Annotated in this window: 20 protein-coding genes; 12 read left to right on the top strand and 8 right to left on the bottom strand. The window is 43.3% G+C overall.

Annotated elements, in window-relative coordinates:
- Positions 1–183 precede the first annotated feature (183 nt).
- Complete coding sequence (gene nlpI / locus Xish_RS06535; RefSeq protein WP_099117205.1) at positions 184–1,068, top strand: lipoprotein NlpI; 885 nt, start codon at positions 184–186, stop codon at positions 1,066–1,068.
- A gap of 170 nt (positions 1,069–1,238) precedes the next feature.
- Positions 1,239–3,158: a DEAD/DEAH family ATP-dependent RNA helicase gene (locus tag Xish_RS06530; protein ID WP_099117204.1), complete on the top strand. Its 1,920-nt coding sequence runs from the start codon at positions 1,239–1,241 to the stop codon at positions 3,156–3,158.
- Positions 3,159–3,321: 163 nt separating this feature from the next.
- Here Xish_RS06530 and btsR read toward each other — a convergent pair whose 3' ends face one another.
- Complete coding sequence (gene btsR, locus Xish_RS06525; RefSeq protein WP_099117203.1) at positions 3,322–4,041, bottom strand: two-component system response regulator BtsR; 720 nt, start codon at positions 4,039–4,041, stop codon at positions 3,322–3,324.
- A 2-nt stretch (positions 4,042–4,043) separates the two neighbouring features.
- Positions 4,044–5,747 (bottom strand): sensor histidine kinase, encoded by a 1,704-nt coding sequence (locus Xish_RS06520; protein ID WP_099117202.1) that lies wholly within the window; start codon positions 5,745–5,747, stop codon positions 4,044–4,046.
- 294 nt (positions 5,748–6,041) lie between these two features.
- Here Xish_RS06520 and Xish_RS06515 point away from each other — a divergent pair, with 294 nt between their 5' ends.
- Together Xish_RS06515 and Xish_RS06510 are read left to right on the top strand one after the other, a co-directional pair.
- Entirely contained in the window at positions 6,042–6,341 is a 300-nt protein-coding gene (locus Xish_RS06515; RefSeq protein WP_099118692.1) for a type II toxin-antitoxin system RelE/ParE family toxin, read from the top strand.
- The gene (locus tag Xish_RS06510) at positions 6,338–6,619 is read left to right on the top strand and encodes a helix-turn-helix domain-containing protein (protein ID WP_099117201.1); all 282 of its coding nucleotides are present in this window, start codon (positions 6,338–6,340) and stop codon (positions 6,617–6,619) included. Before Xish_RS06515 ends, Xish_RS06510 begins: the two co-directional genes overlap by 4 nt.
- 168 nt (positions 6,620–6,787) lie before the next feature.
- On the opposite strand, the gene Xish_RS06505 is transcribed toward Xish_RS06510, so the two are convergent.
- Complete coding sequence (locus Xish_RS06505) at positions 6,788–9,883, bottom strand: inverse autotransporter beta domain-containing protein (RefSeq protein ID WP_099117200.1); 3,096 nt, start codon at positions 9,881–9,883, stop codon at positions 6,788–6,790.
- Positions 9,884–10,549: 666 nt separating this feature from the next.
- Between Xish_RS06505 and Xish_RS06500 the strand changes: the two genes are divergently transcribed.
- The 5 genes from Xish_RS06500 (at position 10,550) to Xish_RS06475 (ending at position 14,802) form a co-directional block, all read left to right on the top strand.
- Positions 10,550–11,521: an HlyD family secretion protein gene (locus Xish_RS06500; RefSeq protein ID WP_099117199.1), complete on the top strand. Its 972-nt coding sequence runs from the start codon at positions 10,550–10,552 to the stop codon at positions 11,519–11,521.
- A gap of 12 nt (positions 11,522–11,533) precedes the next feature.
- On the top strand, positions 11,534–12,679 hold the full coding sequence (locus Xish_RS06495) for an ABC transporter permease (protein WP_099117198.1): 1,146 nt from the start codon (positions 11,534–11,536) through the stop codon (positions 12,677–12,679).
- Positions 12,679–13,854 (top strand): ABC transporter permease, encoded by a 1,176-nt coding sequence (locus tag Xish_RS06490; protein WP_099117197.1) that lies wholly within the window; start codon positions 12,679–12,681, stop codon positions 13,852–13,854. Before Xish_RS06495 ends, Xish_RS06490 begins: the two co-directional genes overlap by 1 nt.
- A 304-nt stretch (positions 13,855–14,158) precedes the next feature.
- Positions 14,159–14,299: a hypothetical protein gene (locus tag Xish_RS06480; protein ID WP_244185946.1), complete on the top strand. Its 141-nt coding sequence runs from the start codon at positions 14,159–14,161 to the stop codon at positions 14,297–14,299.
- Positions 14,293–14,802, top strand: coding sequence for a GNAT family N-acetyltransferase (locus Xish_RS06475; RefSeq protein WP_099117195.1), 510 nt, complete (start codon positions 14,293–14,295; stop codon positions 14,800–14,802). Before Xish_RS06480 ends, Xish_RS06475 begins: the two co-directional genes overlap by 7 nt.
- Here Xish_RS06475 and Xish_RS06470 read toward each other — a convergent pair.
- Positions 14,765–15,121: a GIY-YIG nuclease family protein gene (locus Xish_RS06470; RefSeq protein WP_099117194.1), complete on the bottom strand. Its 357-nt coding sequence runs from the start codon at positions 15,119–15,121 to the stop codon at positions 14,765–14,767. The genes Xish_RS06475 and Xish_RS06470 overlap by 38 nt on opposite strands.
- A gap of 282 nt (positions 15,122–15,403) precedes the next feature.
- On the opposite strand from Xish_RS06470, the gene bhsA reads away from it, so the two are divergent.
- Together bhsA and Xish_RS06460 are read left to right on the top strand one after the other, a co-directional pair.
- Positions 15,404–15,655: a multiple stress resistance protein BhsA gene (gene bhsA / locus Xish_RS06465; RefSeq protein WP_099117193.1), complete on the top strand. Its 252-nt coding sequence runs from the start codon at positions 15,404–15,406 to the stop codon at positions 15,653–15,655.
- A 116-nt stretch (positions 15,656–15,771) separates the two neighbouring features.
- Complete coding sequence (locus Xish_RS06460; protein ID WP_099117192.1) at positions 15,772–16,203, top strand: YhbP family protein; 432 nt, start codon at positions 15,772–15,774, stop codon at positions 16,201–16,203.
- Between the two features lie 25 nt (positions 16,204–16,228).
- Here the strand turns inward: Xish_RS06460 and nrdG are convergent, their stop codons facing one another.
- The 4 genes from nrdG to pyrI all read right to left on the bottom strand — a co-directional run bounded on the left by nrdG (position 16,229) and on the right by pyrI (position 19,897).
- Entirely contained in the window at positions 16,229–16,693 is a 465-nt protein-coding gene (gene nrdG, locus Xish_RS06455) for an anaerobic ribonucleoside-triphosphate reductase-activating protein (RefSeq protein WP_099117191.1), read from the bottom strand.
- 4 nt (positions 16,694–16,697) lie between these two features.
- On the bottom strand, positions 16,698–18,632 hold the full coding sequence (gene nrdD, locus Xish_RS06450) for an anaerobic ribonucleoside-triphosphate reductase (protein WP_341865769.1): 1,935 nt from the start codon (positions 18,630–18,632) through the stop codon (positions 16,698–16,700).
- Positions 18,633–18,917: 285 nt separating this feature from the next.
- On the bottom strand, positions 18,918–19,304 hold the full coding sequence (gene ridA / locus Xish_RS06445) for a 2-iminobutanoate/2-iminopropanoate deaminase (protein ID WP_099117190.1): 387 nt from the start codon (positions 19,302–19,304) through the stop codon (positions 18,918–18,920).
- A 128-nt stretch (positions 19,305–19,432) separates the two neighbouring features.
- Complete coding sequence (gene pyrI / locus Xish_RS06440; protein WP_099117189.1) at positions 19,433–19,897, bottom strand: aspartate carbamoyltransferase regulatory subunit; 465 nt, start codon at positions 19,895–19,897, stop codon at positions 19,433–19,435.
- 271 nt (positions 19,898–20,168) lie between these two features.
- Between pyrI and Xish_RS06435 the strand changes: the two genes are divergently transcribed.
- Positions 20,169–20,888, top strand: coding sequence for a M15 family metallopeptidase (locus Xish_RS06435; RefSeq protein WP_167383233.1), 720 nt, complete (start codon positions 20,169–20,171; stop codon positions 20,886–20,888).
- Positions 20,889–20,914 lie beyond the last annotated feature (26 nt).

The raw sequence follows: 20,914 nt of genomic DNA, 5'->3' as shown, positions 1-20,914 counted from the left end.
TAAAGAGCGGCGTCCTGTAAAAAGGGCGCCGTTTATCTCAATAGATTTCGAGTTATTGTTAGCAGTTGCTGGGCAATGGCCTGAAAGATGAGAAGAAGTCAGTTTTGGGCAGGAAGCCTGAAATATACAATGTGGGTGGAGTAATAGGGCATTTTGATTGATGTCTGGCTTCGGGAGTGGGAAATGAATTCTTTTCTGCGCTGGTGTTATGTGGCAGCTATTTTTCTCCTTGTGGGATGTAGCGGCACTGGATGGCGTAAAAATGAAGTTATTGCTATTCCATTACAACCGACATTGCACCAAGAGGTTATTCTGGCTCGCATGGAGCAAATACTTGCGAGTCGGTCACTTACGGAAGATGAATATGCACAGCTTTTATATGAACGAGGTGTGCTGTATGATAGCCTTGGGCTGAGGGCACTGGCACAGAATGATTTTTCAGTGGCTTTGTCAATCCGTCCTGATATTCCTGAAATTTTTAATTATCTGGGAATTTATTTTACGCAGGCAGGCAATTTTGATTCTGCCTATGAAGCGTTTGATTCTGTTTTAGAGCTTGATCCAACTTACAACTACGCGCGAATGAATCGCGGCATTGCACTATATTATGGTGGCCGCTATCGATTAGCGCAGGATGATCTGCAGGCGTTTTATCAAGACGATCCAAATGATCCCTTCCGTTCGTTGTGGTTGTACCTTGTGGAAGATAAAATTAATCCTAAGGCTGCAATGACTAATTTGTCGTATCATTTTGACAAAGCGAACAGGGGGAAATGGGGCTGGAATATTGTTGAATTCTATTTGGGCAAAATCAGTGAAAAAATACTGATGGAACGCTTAAAACAGGGTTCAACAGATAACACTTCGCTCGCTGAGCATCTCAGTGAAACTGACTTCTATTTAGGTAAACATTACCTAAGTCTGGGGGATGAGGATAGCGCAGTTGCGTTATTCAAGCTGACGGTGGCTAACAATGTGCATAACTTTGTTGAGCACCGCTACGCATTGTTGGAATTGGCGCTATTGGGCCAAAAACAAGATGACTTATCGGAATCGAACCAACAATAGCTGACGAACATTTTCACGACAGATTTTAAAGTCCACATCTCTGGAGATGGGGGCTTGTTTGTTCGTTTAATAACATAATTTGAGCCAGTTCACATTTTAAATGAAAATGACAGAAATTCTTTTCACTGTGTTATGTAGACTGGCCGCCACGATTAATGAGGCACCATTACATGACCACTGAGACTGAAATCTCTTTTGCTGATTTAGGTTTATCGGCACCTATTCTTTCTGCACTGCAAGATATGGGCTATGAGAAGCCTTCTCCTATTCAACAACAATGTATTCCTCACCTGCTGAACGGCTGTGATGTGCTGGGTATGGCGCAGACTGGCAGTGGTAAAACCGCCGCTTTCAGCTTACCTTTATTGAATAACATTGATGCTGAACTTAAAGCGCCACAAATCCTTGTATTAGCGCCAACCCGTGAACTGGCGGTGCAGGTTGCTGAAGCATGTTCAGATTTTTCCAAGCATATGCGCAATGTGAATGTTGTTGCGCTTTACGGTGGACAGCGTTATGACGTTCAGTTACGTGCCTTGCGTCAGGGACCACAAGTTGTGGTGGGAACGCCAGGACGTCTGCTTGACCATCTGAAACGTGGAACATTGGATTTATCCAACCTGAAAGGCTTGGTACTGGATGAAGCTGACGAAATGTTGCGTATGGGCTTTATCGAAGATGTTGAAAACATCATGAGCCAGATCCCTGCTGAGCACCAAACCGCCCTGTTCTCAGCGACAATGCCAGAAGCGATCCGCCGTATTACCCGTCGTTTCATGAATGATCCGCAGGAAGTTCGTATTCAGAGCAGTGTTACAAATCGTCCTGATATTAGCCAAAGCTACTGGTCTGTTTACGGTATGCGCAAAAATGAAGCGTTGGTGCGTTTCCTTGAAGCAGAAGATTTTGATGCTGCGATTATTTTCGTACGCACCAAGAATGCAACGCTGGAAGTTGCAGAAACGCTGGAGCGTAACGGCTACAACTCGGCAGCATTGAATGGTGACATGAACCAGGCTCTGCGTGAACAGACTCTTGAGCGCCTGAAAGATGGCCGTTTGGACATTCTGATTGCGACTGATGTTGCTGCTCGTGGTCTGGATGTTGATCGCATTAGCCTGGTGGTTAACTACGACATCCCAATGGACGCAGAATCTTATGTACACCGTATCGGTCGTACCGGTCGTGCTGGCCGTGCGGGTCGTGCCCTGTTGTTTGTTGAAAACCGCGAACGCCGTTTGCTGCGTAACGTTGAACGCACCATGAAACTGACAATCCCAGAAGTTGAACTGCCAAATGCAGAGCTTCTGAGCCAGCGTCGTCTGGAAAAATTTGCGGCTAATGTTCAAAATCAACTTGAAAGCAGCGATCTGGATCAATACCGCGCATTGTTGTCTAAACTGGGAACCGGCGATGATCTGGATATGGAGACACTGGCAGCAGCCCTGCTGAAAATGGCACAAGGTGAGCGCTCACTTATTCTGCCACCCGATCCAGTACGTCGCCCTCGCCGTGAATTCAACGATCGTGATGACCGTCGTCGCAATAGCAATAGCAACGGCAATGGCAACGGTTTTGGTGAGCGTGACAGAGGTGATCGTCCTCGTCGTGAGCGTCGTGACGTGGGTGATATGGAACTGTATCGTATTGAAGTTGGTCGTGATGATGGTGTTGAAGTTCGCCATATTGTGGGCGCAATTGCAAACGAAGGTGATATCAGCAGCCGTTATATCGGTAATATCAAACTGTTTGCCACCCACTCTACGATTGAACTGCCAAAAGGCATGCCAGGGGAGTTACTCTCTCACTTTACCCGTACTCGTATTCTGAACAAACCAATGAATATGCAGTTGATGGGTGATGCACAACCATTTGAACGCCGTGAACGTCGTGGTGGTGGCCGTAATGGTAACGGCGGTAATGGTAATGGTGGCAATGGTTCATCACGTCGTGACCGCGATGGTTTTAGCAATAATGGTGGCCGTCGTTTTAACAACGAACGTCGTGGCGGTGGTGGTGAGCGTGCTTCTTTCCGTGGTCGCGGCAATGATGAAGCGCCACGTCGCCGTCAAAGCAATGGCAATGTATAAGCACTAATCTTTCATTGACTTGCCTGATTCATCGTTGCGTTGAAAATATCGCAATAATGAATTAAATAAAGCCCTTTCTCTTAATGGAGAAAGGGCTTTTCTATAAGGGCATTTCCTTTGTTTATTTTCCTGTAGGGTGAAGAAATTATGCTCTGAGCGGCTATCAGTTTAACCCCAATGCTTCTTTAAGCGGTTTCAGATAACGACGACTCACTGGAATACGCTCGTCACGGCTCAGTACCAGCTCTGCCTGTCCATTTTCGCCAAAAACAATCTCCCGTAATTGGGTCATATTGACTAAATACTGGCGATGACAACGGGTGAGTGATGTACGCATTTCCAACGCGCGCAGGGTCAACTCGGTAAAGCCTTCCTGCCCGTTAGCGTTCATGACATAGACACCACTCAGGCGGGAAGTGACATACAGAACATCATCCAATGGCATCAGCCAAATTCGGCTATGTCCGGTGCAGGGAATATATTTCAGTTGTTCATCTTCACGTTGAAGATCTGTCAGATTTTGCTTTTGATAGCCAGAACGCAGCCGTTGCAGCGTTTTACTCAGGCGCTCTTTTTCCAGTGGCTTCAATAAATAATCGAAAGCATGTTCTTCAAAGGCTTGGACTGCATATTCATCAAATGCAGTCAGAAAAACAATGTAAGGGCGATGTTCTGGATCGAGCATACCGACCATTTCCAGCCCGGTAATACGGGGCATCTGGATATCGAGGAAAACAACATCGGGTTTCAGGCGATGAATAGCGCCAATCGCTTCGACTGCATTGGCACATTCACCCATAATTTGAATATCCGTTTCCTCTTCCAGCAGACAACGTAGGTTTTCACGCGCTAGTGGCTCATCGTCAACAATCAATATATTCATCTTTACGCCGCTTTTTTAGCCTGTTTTTTTTCTAATGGTAAACACAAAATGATACGGGTAAATTTTTCTGGTTGACAATCAACTCTCACCCCATACTGTTTACCATAACGAAGCCGCAGACGTTTATCTACTAAGCTCATCCCAAGACCCTCATCCCCCACTTTTTTGGGGCAATATAGCCCTGCATTATCTTCAATCTCTACCAATAACAATTGGTCTTCTTGATAGGCTCTAATCGTAATTCTTCCTGTATCCAGTAACTGTGATGTGCCATGTTTAATGGCATTTTCTACCATTGGTTGGAGGGAAAAAGCAGGTAACCGTGCATCGCGTAAGAATTCAGGTATCTCGATAGCAATCTGGAGATGCTCACGGAAACGAGCCTTTTCAATTTGTAAGTAAGCGTTTACATGCTCTAGCTCATTTTCCAGCGTGGCAACATCTTCGGGTCGCTTTAAATTCTTACGGAAAAATGTTGAGAGATATTGCACAAGCTGGCCTGCCTGCTGGCTATCCCGACGAATAACAGCTTGCAGTGTATTTAAGGCATTAAATAAAAAGTGAGGATTCACTTGCGCGTGAAGGAGCTTTATTTCTGATTGCAGCAAAGATTGTTTATTCCGTTCATACTGGCCAGCAAGAATTTGAGCAGAGAGCAGGCTGGCAATTCCCTCTCCCAATGTGCGATTGATGGAACTGAATAGACGATTCTTAGCTTCGTATAGTTTGATCGTACCAATAACCTGTTGGTTTTCCCCCCGTAAAGGGATCACCAGAGCGGAACCAAGTTTGCAGGTTGGATTAAGGGAACAGCAATAAGGCGTTTCATTACCATCGGCATACACAACTTCATTATTTTCAATGGCACGATGAGACTGTTTGGAGGCAATCGGTGTGCCAGGTAAATGGTGATCTGAGCCGATACCAATAAACGCCAGTAACTTCTCCCTATCCGTAATCGCGACAGCCCCGATCTCTAGCTCCTGATAGATCACTTTTGCCACGCGCATACTGTTATCTTCATTGAATCCCTTACGTAAAATTCCCTCGGTACAGACGGCAATTTTTAGCGCTTGGGCAGAAAAAGCGCTGGTGTATTTTTCGAAAATGGCGCGTCTGTCCAATAAGATACGGATAAACATAGCTGCCCCGATACTATTAGCAATGATCATGGGGGCTGCAATATCTTTCACCAAACTCAGTGCTTCACTGAAAGGATTGGCAAGTAGCAGGATAATGCCCATTTGGTTACATTCAGCAAGGAAAGTGATAATGGCGGCCGTCCACGGGTTCAATAATTTATTGATCTGTCCTTTTTTCATCAAATAAATATGCACCAGACCGCCGAGTATCCCTTCTACAATGGTGGATACCATACAGCTAAATGCGGTCATACCACCGAGAGAATAACGGTGCAATCCTCCAGTGAATCCTACCATTGCCCCAACGGTTGGCCCGCCGAGAAAGCCTCCCAATACAGCCCCAATCGCGCGGGTATTAGCAATTGAATCATTAACATTTAACCCAAAATAGGTGCCCATAATGCAAAAGATGGAAAAAATCACGTAACACATCAACTTATGTGGTAAACGGACAGTCACTTGCAATAGGGGAATAAACAGAGGGGTTTTACTCAGCAGCCAAGCGATCACCAGATAGACACACATCTGCTGAAGTAATAACAACACGAGGTTAAATTCGTACATATTTTTTCATTTTATGTTCAAAGTTCGTGATTAATAACGATAAATAAATTTTACGCACTATTATCAGAGGTTGAATTAAATACCGTCAATATTGGGAGTAATGTGGTCGTCCACTCTACCAATGGATATCAGGGGCAAAGGTATATGCGTATCCATTCTTCATGGAGTAGGTGTTTTCATCATCCAGTTGACTCAATGTGACTTATCATATACGATAATAAATACCTTATCACAAATGATAAGGTAATATTGAATCTCGAATACCTATCATATATGACAAATACGAAAGGTAAAATGAGCTGGAATATTGATTTTTACTACGGAGTAATGGATAGCATTCTGGATATGCCCCCTAAAATTCAAGCAAAAATGCTAAAATTGCTCGAATTAATGGAACGGCATGGTGCTAACCTTATGGGTAATGGCTTGTTTGAGCTACGGGCAAAAGCGCAGGAAGGTATTGGACGCGGCTTATTCTGTTACCTTGATGGCTCGAATATCTGCATTCTCCATGCTTTTGTTAAGAAGGGCCAGAAAACACCTAAGAAAGATTTAGACTTAGCCAAAAGCCGTATGAAAGAGGTGAAAAAATGAGTCAATTACAATCCCTTAAAGCTAAAGCATTACAAAACCCAGAAGTGAAACAGGCTTATGATGAATTAAATGATGAGTTCGAACTCATCAATACATTGCTTAGTATGCGCACTGAGGCGAAATTAACTCAACAGCAAGTTGCTGCTCGAATGGGAACGAAAGAAAGCAATATTTCCCGGCTGGAAAAAGGAAAAAGCAACCCAACTTTGAGTACGCTGGTAAATTATGCAAAAGCCTGCGGTTTTCAGCTCGATTTCAGCTATCGGCGCAACAGTTAAGTCTCATTATTATTAGCCATCTTAATGATGGCTTTTTTATCCGGACACTGAGGGAAAGGGTTAAGCGATATATTTTGCCTGAGAAAAGAAAACGGCCCAAAAATCGGGCCGTTTGTCTGTCGAAAATCCGCTATCCCATTCAATCAAAACATCCTTAACTGAATAGTGTTATTCCTTACAGATAACGTAATCAAAGACTTCATCATTGATAACGTGTTCGAATCCTTCGTCTATATTCACAGCGTAATGTTCATCTCTTCCTTTTTCGTCTTTCCCTATCGTTGCAGAACGATAGGAGCGATGTTCGGGCCAACCAAGTTGGTCGTGCATTGCATTGTTTGGATGGGCGCGGTACAGAGCCATCAAATCTTCTTTTGTTGGCAACTTGTTATGTGTTTTCTTACAGTACCATGCGGCTCCTATTGCGTGACGGCGCGGCCATATTTCGCCACTTTCGGTATAAGTGTCCTCAGCGAATAAATGATTAATCATTAGTTCTGCTTGCAATCGAGGGCGCTCAAAGACAACGCCATTTTCGGCCACAACGGTATCAGCCATATGCCCCCAAAAATTAGCTACGGAAACGTCTGGGCTGGTAGCCACAGTAAAAATGACATCTTTAGTTTGCGAGGCAGCGGGACCATCCGCTGAGATAGATAATGTCGTCTTCACGCCAGGCCCGCTTGGATCGGTCACGGCAATAGACAAAACACCTTGATCGTCCGTGAAACCTTGGTACGTACCTGATTGGCCTTTCAGTAAAGCCGTGATTTTCTCAGTAGCATTCTGACGATTCACTGCCTTGATGGCGTTAACTTTGACTGCGACATTTTGGGCAGGTTGTTCGTGATTTAGCGTTTTGATTTTCAGTATGATCGGTTCATGGTTTTTAACCTTATCAGTGCTTACTGTGATCGTCATATCGTCAGCTAGCCCTCTGACCGTTCCCCCTTCTCCACCATCATGAGTATGGTTTCCTTGATCGGTACTCATGCTGGTATCAACGCTCTGTGTATTGCCGATACGGTCCATTGCATTTTTTGCCCGAACAGCAATCTCTTTCACCCTACCGGCATCTGACAGTGTCAATGTATAGCCAGGGATCTTACCCGATTCTGTTATTGTATGCCCTTTGGTTATGTCAGTGTTGCCCTTATTGCCCCATACATAGATCGATTTATCCGTTTCGTCACCATGATTCGCATTAAAGATATAGGTGGCACTTAGTGTCTGCCCTATCTCTAACTTACCAACCAGAGTCAAATTTGTGACGATTGGCGCTTCAGGATGTACGAACATGATCTCGACGGGCTCAATGATAACACCCTCTACTTCTGGAGTGATTTTCAGTACTCCGGTCTTTTCTCCAGCAGTAAGCCTGGATTCATAAACACCTGGACGAACTTCTTTCATTTGATCGATCTTCGGGTCACTGCCATTCCCACTTAACCCACTTGAGAGCAATTTGATGTCTGAAGCAATTACGCGGATGGGGTTATCATTTTTATCTTTCAACATTAATGTCAGGAGGGTAGTGGCATGACCATCTGCCAATAACTCTTTGTCTTTTGTCGAGAAGGTGGATTTATTGGCGCTAACGGCGGTGGGGAGCACTTGTACTTTCATTTCGGCACGTTTGGAGACATTGCCGCGCTCATCATAAGCGGTTGCTCCCACTGTGTAGGTGTTGTTACCCGGAGATTGATATTTGGGCAAGGTTAACAGGTAGTGTGTGCCGCCTTGGTGTTGGATATTACCCCCATTGGCGAAAAAGTCTGTTGCATCCCACTTAATATCTTTAAACTCATATTTGCTGTTGACACTGATATGGAGAGGTTTGTTCTCTTTCGCATGACCAATAATCAGATTATCTATTGTCAGAGAGATCACTTCACGTTTGCGGTATTCCAAAACGATCTGGTTATTGCGATCGACTAAATCATAACGGCTGCCTTGCAGAGAACGTTTAAATGTTACGGCATCTGGATCAAGTTGTTTGGCCCATGGCGTACCAATCTCATAATTTAGCGCGATATTGAATTGTGTTTCCCCACCACCGGACATACCTTGTCTGCGGTCAACACCGAAAGTCAGCAATGGAACGGGCGTGTAATCAATCCCGAAAGTTAAAGCAACGGGATTTTTCTGGCGATGGTCTTGGCTCATAAGCCCAACTTCATCCCCGAAGTATTGTTCATACATCAACTTACCACCGAGTTGTGGTAAAGAAGGTAAATAACCTTGTATTCTCAGGTCGAAGCCATTGGCGGGACGCTCATCATAATCGGTCAAAAGGCGGGATTCTTTCCAATTACTTAAGCGAATATAGCCATTAGCCGCTAATTTCAGGTAATTGCGGGCATATTCTGCCCCAAGACCGAGTCGGCTATTATTGCCAGTGATATCGTGATCAAAGAAAGCATTGTAGCCCAGCATCCAGTCATCAAAGAAATGACGTTGTCCAAATCCAATATTGGCGGTATTGCGTTTATCAATATGGCGAAGGCCGAACTGTGTAAAAATCATCTGGTGATAGTTATCATACAGCGGCAATAACATATCAAATTGGCTGTCATTCAAATGGCCATGATTATCCATATTAAGTTGTACACGAGTTGTGCCGTAGCGTCCCAACCAATTTTGAATTTTCTGATTGGCTTTTCCTATGACCAGACTGTTTAATTGACCTTCCACATTATTTTTCATGTTGTTGCCAGTCAGTAATTGACCTACTCGCGAGGAAATCTCAGCCAGATGGCGAGTGTTGTCGTCTGTAATAGCAGCACTTTCATCTGTCATTGAAACCTTGCTTTCTGAAATAGACGTTTTATCTGATAAAGATGGCTTTAACGCAGGCTGTTCTGATGAAGATCTTTCTAATGAGGAAAAGTTAGCTGAGGGATAGTTAAAAGGGAGAAACTTATTGTTTCGAGGTTTTGGAACACTAATCTCACTGCCAACGCCAAGTGTGAAAAAAGGCTGATTAAAAGTATGCAACTGGTTGATTTTTTTTAAGTCATAAACAGTTAAACCATAACGTTTGGCGACGATACTGACTGTTTCTCCTGATTTGAGGATATAAGGCTCTGTTGGTAAATCCCATTTTATATTTTGAAAAGCGAAGTGAGTTTTGGCGGCAGCAATAGCGGGGGTGAATGCACCAGCAACGGGAAATGCAAGTTGGGTCATAATGTTTACCCAAGCTACACGTTTCACCAAATATTGCTGATGCGGTAGCCACGGCTTGTCAGATTTTTTGTTCATAGCTATAAACCTATAACAATAAAAAAACACTAGGCGATAGCCAACAGTAAATTTATCCATTTCAGGATATTACCTTCTATTTACTGCCTGCCATTAGTCGTGTAATCAGGAAGCAAAACGCCAGAGCGTGACGCAATAAAGAGATGACAACACGGCAATGCCTGATTTGAAACATCACAAAATAGTTAACAAACTCTACTTAATAGTTAACAATCAGATTATTGATCTGACGTTTTGCCTTTATGGGGTTTTTTATTCCAACATAAAATCATTTTTTGATCAATATGACTTTTGTTATCAATCGTTTTGTCTGAATAGAATAGGAAATAGGAGAAAATAGCGGATTGCGATAAGAGCGTTTTTGCGTGGTGACATGTTAAATGTTTTGCATTTGTTAAAAATATAATACTATTATTGTGGTATTTTTCATCGTTATCTTCTTATTTATTGGCGGTAATATGCCAAATAGTAATATTTATAACTAATTCATGGGGTTTTCCTTAAAGGTGCTAAAATTTAGGCAGTGAGGAATATTTAGGCGAAATTATGCTGTTTCCGACACCTTGTCTGGCACTGTGACTAACATCGGGATGAGCTGTTAATTTATCGGGCATGCTGACCTGATAGATTTTGAACTGATAGTACGCTTAGGGCTTACAGAACATAATGAAGAAAAGAACACTTTTCACAATTTTATTGATCATATTCCTGATCGCAATGGCTGTGCTTTTCCGTTCTCACAGTCAGGAGCTTTTGTTACAGGGAGAGGTTGATGCACCAGAAGTTATCATTGCTTCCAAGGCCATGGGGCGAGTCGTTAAGGTTCATATTGAACGGGGAGATAGTGTCAAAGCAGGGCAACTAATGGTGAGTCTTGATAGCCCGGAACTGGCGGCGAAAGTTGCCGCAGCGCAAGCGGTACGCGATCAAGCGAAAGCAAAACTCGAATTATCCCTGCGTGGGACGCGTGAGGAAAATATCCGAAATTTAGAAGCTGCATTTGCGCAGTCTCAATCAGGGTATATAAACGCAAAACGTGAATTTGATCGTCTCAAAAATATGTCAACCAAAGGCTATGTATCTGCCAGTGATATGGATAATGCGCATAACGCACGAGATATTGCCTATCAGAAAATGCTTGGCGCTAAAGCGGAGCTGGATGAAGGGAAAAATGGAGACCGCATAGAGTTACGACAGCAGTTTCAGGCCGCATTGAATGAAGCAGAAGAAAATCTGCGTGAATTGAAAATACAGCGTGATGATCTGCAAGTCAAAGCACCTGTTAATGGTGAAGTTGGGCCATTACCTGCAGAAGTGGGGCAACTTTTTAATGCTAATAGTCCGCTGGCAACATTGGTACGTATTTCGCAGGCGTATTTCGTCTATAACTTGCGTGAAGATATTTTGGCGCACGTTCGCAAGGGTGACAAAATTGCATTGCGTGTACCTGCATTGGGTAATAAAGAAATTGAGGCTGAAATCCGCTATATCGCACCAATGGGAGATTATGCAACAAAACGAGCAACCCGTGCGACGGGGGATTTTGATCTGAGAACGTTTGAGGTTCGGTTATACCCATTGCAACCCGTTGATGGTTTACGTCCGGGCATGAGTGCCTTATGGCTCTGGGATAAGTAAAGGTGCGGCTTGATGAACACAAAAGCTGTGTGGAACAGTTTTGGGCAGGGATTTAGGCAAGAACTGAGTGCTGCACTACACAGTCCGGTTTTTCACTGGCTGAGTTGGTTGTTTCCTTTGCTGCTGTTTATTTTAATTAGCGCTAATTTTTCAGAAGGAACCTTGTTTAACTTACCGGTTTCAGTGGTGGATAACGACCAGAGCACGTTATCACGTACCTTGATTCGCAATTTGAATGCGGCACCCCATGCGGATATCAAATCTTATGACAATAGCTTACCTGAATCCATAGAGCGTTTGCGTAGGGCACAGGATTACTCCCTGCTTTATATTCCTGAAGACTTTGAAAAAGATGCGTTGAGTGGAAATCAGCCGACGGTGAGTATGTATTACAATGCCCTCTTTTATGGAGCAGGACGCTACTCAATTCAGGATTTCAGCGGATTGATGGCAGTAACGAATGCAAAATACCGCACAATCATTGCTTCGGAAATAGGCCGGCAGTTACCGCCGCTAGCCAAAGCGACCCTGTCTTATGACAGTTTGTTTAACGCCAGCGGCAGTTATATTTATTACCAGCAATTTGCGGCAATCATTCATCTGTTACAGCTTTTTGTCGTCACATACACTATTTACACGATGGCCAGGGGAAAGCAGCTTCTGGGGGCGGAATCTTTCATCGGGGCATTGCTGGGAAAACTGGCGCCTTATACTGTAATTTTCACCTTGCTATTGATGGTGGAAATAAGCGCTCTGGTTGTTTTCTTCGATGCAAAAGTGGCCGGTAATCCGTTGTACATGCCGATAGTTGGGTTCTTCTATGTGATTGCTGCGCAAAGCATTGGTCTCTTACTGTTTACCTTCACCAACAGTGTTATCACCGCTTACACTTTGATTGGGATGTTGGTCAGTATTGCGATGGCGTTTTCTGGCATGATTGTGCCGGAATTATCTATGGTATTACCTGCAAGGATTATTTCCACGCTTGAGCCATTAACCCATGCTTTAAATGCCATGTTTGATATTTTTCTGCGGGAAGTATCACTACAGGTTATTTTGCATGTTTGCCTGATACTGATGATCTATCCTGCGGTTTGTGGCCTTTTGGTGCGCAATCGCTTATGGAAGCGACTTAATCAATCAGAAGGAGTCGCATAATGCCAAATCCTGGACAAACACATTGGGCGTTGTACTGGCAGACACTGCGCAATGTATTTTTGGGGATGCTGGAAAAACCCATGTGGTTGCTATTGATGGTTTCGTTATGTGTGATGAGCTTGGTTTACATTCGTCCTTCTTTGTGGGACTTACCGGTTGCAGTAATCGATAAGGATAATAGCCATGCAAGCCGCGTGCTGATCCGTCATATTGATTCCACGGCAAAAGTGGAAACCAAAAGCTACAATAATCTCGAAAATGCTCGCCGTGACATGCTCCAGCGAAAAATCTTCGCCATTATCATCGTACCTGTGGATTTTGAAAAACGCCTGCTGAGTGGACAGAATGTCACAGTACCGGTTTATGGTGATGCGACAAATCGTCTTGCCAATGGTCAGATCCAACAGGATCTGGCGCTGGCTTATCAACAACTCTTGTCAGAGTACAACGGTATGTTGCTTTTGAAGTCGGGTTTCAGCGTTGAGCAAGTGAAAACCTTACTGCAACCGATTCGAGGTGAAACCATTGCACTATTTAATCCGGGTATCAGCTATGCTGCGATAGTCTTTCCGGGCTTATTGATTATGCTATTGCAACATTCCTTATTAATTGCGTGTGTCCGCGTCAGTATTACCCTACGGGAAACGCCTAAAGACAACAACCCGCCACTCCCTGTCTATTTGGGAACATTGTCCGCCTTGATCCCTATCTGGTTGTTCTTGTCAGTGATCTTTTTTATCCTGTGGCCGTGGATATTAGGATATCGGCAAGATGCGCCGATTTATCTTGTGCTGTTGCTGACATTCCCATTCCTGTTAGCGGTATTAGGATTAGGAAAATTGGTGACAGAATGCTTGCGTAGCGTGGAAATGATTTATTTGACACTGGCTTTTATTACTACGCCTATCTTCTACATCTCTGGCACCATCTGGCCGCCTCAGGCGATGCCTGAGTGGATCAGGGTGATCTCATCGGCATTACCCTCGACATGGGCGACAAAAGCAATAGCAGGGGTTAATCAAATGGAATTGCCATTGCACAATGTATACAAAGATATCGGCATGATGTTATTGCTTGGTGTGATGTATATGGTTTTGGGCATTTTGGTTGGTATGCTGCGCAATAAAGAATTTCGTTGTATTATCCAGCGCATTAAACAATTCTTTTCTTCATAATATTCATCAAATCACAATTTGATTGTCATGTATGGCTTTTTGCCGATTTGCCCTGTAGACGTTTTGTGATAAGGGATTTATTATCAATTTTCCCATTGCGAGTGATCCTTTTACCGCTTATAGCGTCAGATGCTGAAACAGTTTCTTGGCTGATGGGCGCTGGTATTTTGTATCCGCTGGTGAAGGTAAAAGTGCGGGAGCTTGGTTTACACGGGACTATCAGTGTACAAGATAATCGCTTTCCTGATACATTGTTTTTCAGCATCGTTTACGGGGTGAAGGGAATACAGAATTGGGGCTACATGTGAAAAATCTGCTGGATCCCATTAAAGTGGGACCTATGCCATCCATCCTTCACTTTGGTCGATTGCGCCTGGCTGAATTGATCAAAGTGGGACAGAAAGAGGGCGCTGATCAGTACGATCGCGCGTTATCGTCATGTTAATCAGGGTCGAAATTCCTGTTGATGCTATGGGGATTGATCGTTTGCTGCGTCAATCTTTTGAGACATCGGCAGAAGCTGAGTTAATTCATCAACTAAGAGAAGATGGTTTATTGACACTGGGTATTGTTGCGACCGACGATGAAGGCCATGTGATTGGTTATGCCGGTTTCGCGCCTGTTGATATCAATGGTGAGGATCATCAATGGGTAGGTTTAGCGCCGTTGGCTGTAGCGGAACCGTATCGTTGTCATGGGCTTGGTGAAAAATTGGTTTATGAAGGACTGGATAGCCTAAACGAATTTGGATATGGAGCGGTTGTCGTTCTGGGGGAGCCGGAATACTACTACCGTTTTGGTTTTAAACTTGCCAATGAATATCAAGTGTATTGCCAATGGCCTGATTGTGAAGATTACTTCTTGATCTATCACCTGGCTGATATTTCACCGAGAGACTGTCATGGTCTGGTTACTTATCCGGCTCATTTTGCTCATCTGTGGGCATAACCTGAGTGAAAAACTTCTCAGATGAATTGATTTTTGTTAAATAAGTCGTTACGCAGAGAGGCTGGTCAATAACTAGCCTTTCTTTTTGCTGCTTACTCAGTTTTTTCACACGATATTCTACCTTCAATGCCATACCCTTATCCCTTACCGGACTCTGATAGACCAACGTCAAAGGGCCTTTTCCTCGTAAGAATTTTGCACCTTTTCCGGCAGCATGTTGCATAAATCGACGGGATATATTGCTCGTCATTCCGGTATACAGGGCACCGTTCTGGGTTCTGATCAGATAGATATACCAGTTAGATACTTTAGTTTTCATTATTTATTTTTAATAATTCCCAACAATTTAATTTCTATGAAAAATTAATTCGGATTTCATCTATAAATTTAATTATAAGCTGAGTCTTCGATGATATTTTAATATAACAAGATGAATTTATTGAATTATATATCGATGGTTCACTAATATTTGTGTTTTTTATTCAAAAAAATTGAATTAGTATAGCAATAATTGCTAATTATCATATCCTGAATAAGCGTATAACATGCTCACAGTTACAAAATATTAACGCCATTTTAAAAATAAGTAGAGGAGCAAAATATGAAAAATGTAAAAAATATTGTCGCTGTTTTAGCATTAAGTGCGCTTTCCTTCGGTTCTTTTGCTGCCACAGAAGTTCAGGATGCTAAGGGAGAAAAAATCGGGTTTGTTTCAGTTAGCGGTGCAGAAACGCTCGATAGCCTAACTACAGAGTTGTCCAAAAAAGCTGATGAATATGGTGCAACCTATTTCCGTGTTGTTTTTGCAAATGGTCAGAATCAGCTCAACGGAGTTGCCGAAATTTATAAATAATTTATAGTGTTTCTATACAAACCTCAGGGTTTATTGAGTCAAATACAGAATACGTAACTGGATAAGGCGCCTATCGTGTTCTGTTAGACTTAAATAAAATAACGGTATGGAAATATATGGATTTAAATAAAGAAATTTTAATAATTAGTCAATATCTTGCCAGGCAACATGTATTTACTCTCTGCACTTCTTCCTTCCAAGATTTATGGTGTGCAAACTGCTTTTATGTCTTTGATGCTGATAGCATGGCATTTTGGTTTATGACTGAACCGGAAACCCGCCACGGTCAGATGATGCAAAATAATCCTATCGTTGCAGGCACGGTTGCCGGCCAAACACGCAATATCGCGCAAATCAAGGGTGTTCAATTTCGTGGTGAAGTCATTCCATTGACAGGTAAAGCTGAAACCATCGCCAGAGTACGTTATTGCCGCCGTTTTCCCATCGCTTTGGCAACCAAATCCCCAATCTGGCAGCTCAATATCAATGAAATCAAAATGGTCAATAACACTCTCGGTTTTGGTAAAAAATTGCATTGGCAGCGTTAATGCCATTGCTTGTTTATCTTAATTTTCATTTTAAATAGTGGATAACTTGATTATGGCTGCCTCGCCAGATTAACGAGGGATCATACAGCGCGTGTTCAAATTTTCCATCCACCACCACATGGATATAACTGACTACTTCTTGTTGAATCTTACTTAATTCATTAAGGACATAACCTGTCCATAGCCAGATATCCTTATCTGGGCATTCTTTCCGTATACGTTTAACTAGTTGCAGTATGCAGGGAACATTATGGGGATGCAGAGGATCACCGCCAGATAGTGACAAACCTTGCCGTTTAATACGGCTATCTTTCAGGTCAGCGATGATCTGATCTTCAATTGCTTGTGTAAAAGGCTGGCCTGAATCCACTCGCCACGTGCTTTGGTTGTAACAGCCGCGGCATTGATGCAAACAACCTGATACGAACAGCGTGCAGCGAGTTCCGGGGCCATTCACCACATCAACCGGATAATATTGATGATAATTCATGCTATTAACCTATTTGCCCATTGCCGAGATGTTTCACGCGGCGTTTCACTTCCTCCTGCTTACCGGCATTGAATGGGCGGGCATCAGGGCTGCCGAGATAACCACAAACACGGCGAATAACTGAAACATGGGCTGGATCATGATTGCCACATTGGGGACAGGTGAACCCCTTACTGGTACAGGCAAACTCACCGGTAAAACCACATTGATAACATTCATCAATTGGCGTATTGGTGCCATAGTAAGGCACACGTGAATAACTGTAATCCCAGACATCCTCCAATGCTTTCAAATTATGTTGCAGATTGGGATACTCGCCGTAGCAAATAAAACCACCGTTTGCTAATGGTGGATAGGGTGCTTCAAAGTCCAGCTTATCATAGGGATTGACCTTCTTTTCCACATCCAGATGGAAGCTGTTGGTGTAATAGCCTTTATCGGTGACCCCCTGGATTATGCCAAATTCAGCGATATCCAAACGGCAGAAGCGATCACATAAATTTTCGCTTGGCGTACTGTACAAACTAAACCCATAACCCGTCTCCTGCTTCCATTGTTCGACGGTATTACGTAAGCGTTTAACAATCGCAATGGCTTTTTGCTGGCGCTGTTTATCATCAAACAGATGCATGTGATGACCATATAACGCATTTATTGTTTCATGAATTCCGATATAACCTAACGAGATAGAAGCTCGGCCATATTTGAAAATATCGGCAATATTATCATCGGCTTTCAGGCGTACACCGCAGGCACCTTCCATATAGAGGATCGGGGCAACACGCGCTTTCGTATTTTCGAGGCGAGAAATTCGGGTCATCAGTGCTTTTTTGGCGAGTAACAAACGTTGATCCAACAATTGCCAAAAATCAACTTCATTACCCTTGGCTTCGAGTGCAATACGGGGAAGGTTCAGGCTGATAACCCCCAAATTGTTACGCCCTTCGTGAATTTGCTTGCCGTTTTCTTCATAAACACCGAGAAAACTGCGGCAGCCCATTGGCGTTTTAAACGATCCCGTTACTTTGATCACTTGATCATAGTTGAGAATATCGGGGTACATACGCTTACTGGCGCATTCCAGCGCCAATAATTTAACGTCATAGTGGGGATCACCAAACCGGTGATTCAGCCCATCGCGAATGGTAAAAACCAGTTTGGGGAAGACGGCAGTCTTGCGATTTTTTCCCAGACCCGCAAGGCGATTGCGCAGAATTGAGATTTGAATCAGGCGGGCTTCTTTAGTTGTTCCTAACCCGAAACCAAAGGTGACAAAAGGGGTTTGCCCATTGGCGGTATGCAGTGTATTGACTTCATATTCCAGAGACTGGAAAGCGTCATAACACTCTTTTTCCGTGCGGGCTTCTGCATAGGCAACCTGATCTGCAATATTCCACTCCTTAGCAATTGCCAGATGCTTGTTATAACTGGCTTTCACAAAAGGGGCGAGGACTTCATCAATACGATTAATGGTTGTGCCACCATAAATGTGGCTGGCAACTTGCGCGATAATCTGGGCGGTGACCGCAGTGGCGGTAGAAATGGATTTGGGCGGCTCAATTTCCGCATTGCCCATTTTAAAGCCGTTAGTCAGCATACCCTGCAAATCGATCAGCATACAGTTGAACATAGGAAAAAACGGAGCGTAATCCAGATCATGATAGTGAATTTCTCCTTTATCATGAGCCTGCACCACATCATGTGGCAGCATATGCTGTTTGGCATATTGTCGGGCGACAATTCCCGCCAATAAGTCACGCTGGGTAGGGATCACCTTGCTGTCTTTATTGGCATTTTCATTGAGCAAAGCGAAATTGCTTTGCTCGATCAGACCCCGAATCTCTTGATCGAGTCGATCGTGCCATGCATGGGAAATTTGTTCACCGATATTCCCCTCATTCACGTCAACTGGATGGCTATCCTGTTGCGTCATAACCATTTTCACAATATGGCTCCTCAATATGTTATCCACAGGCGAAAATAACAGGGATGCTCACTTTTTGTTTTGGTGTGGATAATCTTGTGTATAAATACTATATATAGTAGTTTAATTTAATTAAAACACAATATGTGGGAAGCTGAGCGAGTATACAACCTAAAAAGTTGATCTAAGACAAAGAAAGAGAGAATTATCGGGAAAGGGAAACAGCAAGAAAAAAAGAGTAAAACAGAGAAAGAATAATAACCCTGATACCAAAGTTATCAGGGTTGAGGAAACGACAAATTAGCGACGAACGGCGATAGCTTCGATTTCGATTTTCACATCTTTTGGCAGACGGGCAACTTCCACACATGAACGGGCAGGGAACGGCGCGTTATGTTCAGTGAAGAACGCTTCGTAAGTTGCATTCACGGCAGCAAAATCATTCAGATCTTTGACAAATACCGTGGTTTTGACGATATCAGCGACTTTCAAGCCAGACTGTTCGATAATAGCCTTAACGTTTTCCAAAGATTGGCGGGCTTGGGCGGTCACCTCTTCAGGAATAGCTCCGGTTTTTGGATCAACAGGGATCTGGCCGGAAGTGATAACCATGCTGCCCAGATCAACACCCTGAACATAAGGGCCGATTGCTGCTGGTGCATTCTCGGTATGGATAGAACGTGACATTAGAAACTCCTGTTTAACGTCTAAATGGGAAAAATCTTCTGGATCGCCATTATAGTGATCCTCTGTCCCGCATCAATTGATACCGGACTTTTAAGTTTTTAGCGCGGGGAAATCACTTGCACTGGCGGTTAATCTTTATCGATAACAGCTTGACGATCAAACTCTTTCTCACAGTACTTACAGCGCAACACCACATCGTTGTCTGCTGACATTACATGGAAGCAGCTATCGACCGGTTCATTATGGCTGATGCAATTGCTGTTTGGGCAAACAAGAACACTGTCGATCCGATCTGGTAAATTGATTGGCATCTTTTTGACCACAACGTAATTTTCAATGTTATTGATTGTCGCATGGGGTGCGTACATGGCGAGCTGGTTTGCCTGTTGTGCTGTCAGGAAGGTGTTTTCAATCTTGATCAGATCTTTTTTACCTAAGTGGTTGGAAGGCAGATTCAGGCCGATGGTAATGCGTTGGTCTGTTTCAGTGAGCTTGAACAGAGACAATAACTTAAAGCCGATATGGGCTGGGATATGATCGATAACCGTTCCACATTTAATGGCTTCTACTTGTAATTGATGGTCTTGGGTCATGTTGTGTCATGAATACCGTTCCGGTATTCCTCCTCCAGAGATTAGGGGATCAAGGTAATGGGCTTATTTTGTCACAGACGATTTGGCATTTCACCTGATTACCTTTTGAATATAAAAGGCGCTTTAACTCAATAATAGAAAATAAATAAAATTTGATGGATAGCACTTCTGTTTCTAAACTGTAAACATATTGTTATTTAAATGAAATCAATACCAATATCACAGTGTAAGGTTGAACATGTTGCTATCTACTTCTTCTGGAAATATAAACGTGGGAAAAAATGCTGCGGAAAAAATCCCGATAGAGAGCGATTTTGATTGGAAAGTAATTAATGAAATACCTATTTATGAATGCCATGAATCTTTAGAAATGATTACTGATTCGGAGAAATTAAAACAAAAACCGGTTTATTATCTGGCAGGAATAAAAGGCTCTATTGAATATTGTATGGTAAGAAAAAGCGTGGCCGAAAAATTAAGGATAGCATCACAATTACTTCCTGCTCATTTGGGGATTTTGGTATTGGATGGCTGGCGCTCGCGGGAAACTCAGCAAGCCTTGCAAGAGATAACACAGGTAAAGATCGCAGAGCAATATACTGAATTATCGGTTGAAGAACAGCGGAAACTATTACGGCGGTTTGTCGCGCCAGCGTCCGTAGAAAAAAATCAAGTTCTTCCGCATCTGACAGGGGGAGCTGTAGATGTGACACTCTTCGACTTGGGATCGGGTCACGCACTGTTTTTAGGGACAGAGTTTGATGAAGTGAATGAACTTTCCTACACCGCTGCATTAGAAAAAGCCCCAGAAAAAAATATGCCCACGACGCGATATCGTCGATTGCTGTATCAAGCGATGACGCAAGCAGGATTCAGCAATTTACCGACTGAATGGTGGCATTATGATTACGGTAACCCCATGTGGGCATTTTATAAAAACCAAACAGCCATTTATGGCGCAATAGATAAAGCCGCCTGTCATTTGAGCTAGACAATTATTAAATAAGTCAGTGCGTA

This window comes from Xenorhabdus ishibashii (assembly GCF_002632755.1).
GTDB classification, from domain to species: Bacteria; Pseudomonadota; Gammaproteobacteria; order Enterobacterales; family Enterobacteriaceae; genus Xenorhabdus; species Xenorhabdus ishibashii.
The sequence above is the reverse complement of the archived record's forward strand: the minus strand, read 5'-3'. Positions and strand labels throughout refer to the sequence as shown.